3 protein-coding genes are annotated in these 1,667 nt (G+C 32.0%); all 3 read left to right on the top strand.

Going from position 1 to position 1,667, the window contains the following annotated elements; genetic code table 11:
* Positions 1-32: 32 nt before the first annotated feature.
* Positions 33-455 carry a hypothetical protein gene (locus H5072_RS18710; protein ID WP_182694425.1) on the top strand — a complete coding sequence of 141 codons (423 nt, stop codon included), beginning with the start codon at positions 33-35 and terminating at the stop codon, positions 453-455.
* A complete protein-coding gene (locus H5072_RS18705; RefSeq protein ID WP_182694424.1) occupies positions 455-874 on the top strand; it encodes a tol-pal system YbgF family protein in 420 nt (139 codons plus the stop codon). The genes H5072_RS18710 and H5072_RS18705 overlap by 1 nt, the downstream gene beginning before the upstream one ends.
* A gap of 81 nt (positions 875-955) precedes the next feature.
* Positions 956-1,522: a hypothetical protein gene (locus H5072_RS18700; protein ID WP_182694423.1), complete on the top strand. Its 567-nt coding sequence runs from the start codon at positions 956-958 to the stop codon at positions 1,520-1,522.
* Positions 1,523-1,667: the final 145 nt, after the last annotated feature.

Raw genomic sequence — 1,667 nt, 5'->3', positions numbered from 1 at the left:
CTAAATAAAAAGCCTAAAATTATAGGGTTGTAATGAAAAAATTACCTGTAGAATTAAGAGATAAAATTGACGAACTATATATTTTTGCCTTTCAAGCATTAGAAAGAAAAGATTTTATTACGGCGAAAGAACAAGCAGAAAAAGCATGGGAGTTATTACCTGAGCCTAAATTCGACTGGGACGTAACTCTCAGCTTTGTTTCTGGAATTTGTGAAATGTATAAGGAGTTAGGATTTTATAAAAATGCTCATAAAATAGTTGATCAACTATTTAGCTCAGATCATTTAGATGACTATGATGATGGACCTGTATTTTTAAAGGGAGTCATATATTTTGAGCAAGGTGAGTTAGAGCTAGCAAAAATGTGGTTTGATAAAGCGAATATAATATCTAAAGGGCGCTGCTTTGTTAGTCAGCCGAAGAAGTATAAAACTTTCTATAGTGAGTGCAAATAATGGATATCCATGATCAAATAGAGCAGTATTGCGAACAAGGTAATAACTTGTTCGATGAAGACGATTTTTTAGGCGCTATAGCCATTTGGCAAAAAGCGCTTGATTTAATCGTTGACCCTAATGAAGATTGGAATGAAGTGCTGTGGCTCAAAGTTTCGATTGGTGATAGTTTTTACATGATTGATGAATATGAAAAGTCTTTACACTCTTTATTGGACGCCTTAAATTATCCTGAAGCAAATGAAAATGCATTTATACACTTTAGAATAGGGCAATGTTATTACCAACTTGGGGATAAAGATAGTAGTAAAAATTCACTGTTAAAAGCATATATGCTTTCAGGTAAAGAGATTTTTGATGAACATGAGGAAGAAGGGTTGTTTTTTTATGATTTTCTGACTTCTGTAATCAACTTATAGATTTAATTTATTGCTGTTTTTATAATCTTTTAAGGTGTAATTACCTTTATTAGGGATCTTTAAATGTAAAAGGATATAATTATGCTAAAAACTAAATACATTGCATTAGCAATTACTTTAGGTTCAATACCACTTCAATCAAATGCTGCTATTTTTGATGGTGCGTCACATTGCTCTGAAGATGTGGTTTATAAAACACAAGCGTTGAATAACCTAATAACCTCTGTAGGTGACATTCAAGCACTAAAAACTAAGACTTTAGAAAAAGTTGGTTCAACCGAAAATGGCTACTTTCTTTTCGATCCTCAGTTTTCTCGTTCAGATCGTTATTTTAATTGCAGTGTTCCATTAAATGAGTCTATTGGAAATTTTGAACTTGTCATAAATGGTATTACTGAAGGATTGAATAGCTCTAATGGTGGCTGTTTTATCTCTCGTATGCTCAAGGTTAGAGATAGTGGTAAGAGTAAATGGTTCAGGTATGGCACTGGGAAAGGATTTGATTGGATAGATATATCAAATCAATCTAATAGTTCTAAGCAATTTGTTTCATATTCAGTAGATCTAAATAATAATTTTGAAAGTGATGCTATTCTTACTATGAAGTGCCGCACTACTTGGCAAATAGGCTCTGTTTCAATTGGATAAATAGAAATTAAATAAATAAAACTTAGTCCCTAATTGAAAGGCTTAAAGTGCTATTTTAAGCCTTAAAAGCGTTAATTTATAAAAAGCTATTCATTAGCAATAATAGTCTTTTCCTGAAGAACATTATTAGCCCCGATACTTTTCC

Origin of the sequence: Pseudoalteromonas sp. SR45-5, assembly GCF_014163565.1 — a bacterium.
In the GTDB taxonomy this organism is placed as follows: Bacteria; Pseudomonadota; Gammaproteobacteria; order Enterobacterales; family Alteromonadaceae; genus Pseudoalteromonas; species Pseudoalteromonas distincta.
Note: the sequence above shows the minus strand (reverse complement) of the source record. Positions and strands in the feature narration are given on the sequence as shown.

Bases quoted from the DNA above. Each gene is read 5' to 3' on its own strand.
- H5072_RS18700 (WP_182694423.1), top strand. From the start codon at position 956: ATGCTAAAAACTAAATACATTGCATTAGCAATTACTTTAGGTTCAATA.
- H5072_RS18710 (WP_182694425.1), top strand. From the start codon at position 33: ATGAAAAAATTACCTGTAGAATTAAGAGATAAAATTGACGAACTATAT.
- H5072_RS18705 (WP_182694424.1), top strand. From the start codon at position 455: ATGGATATCCATGATCAAATAGAGCAGTATTGCGAACAAGGTAATAAC.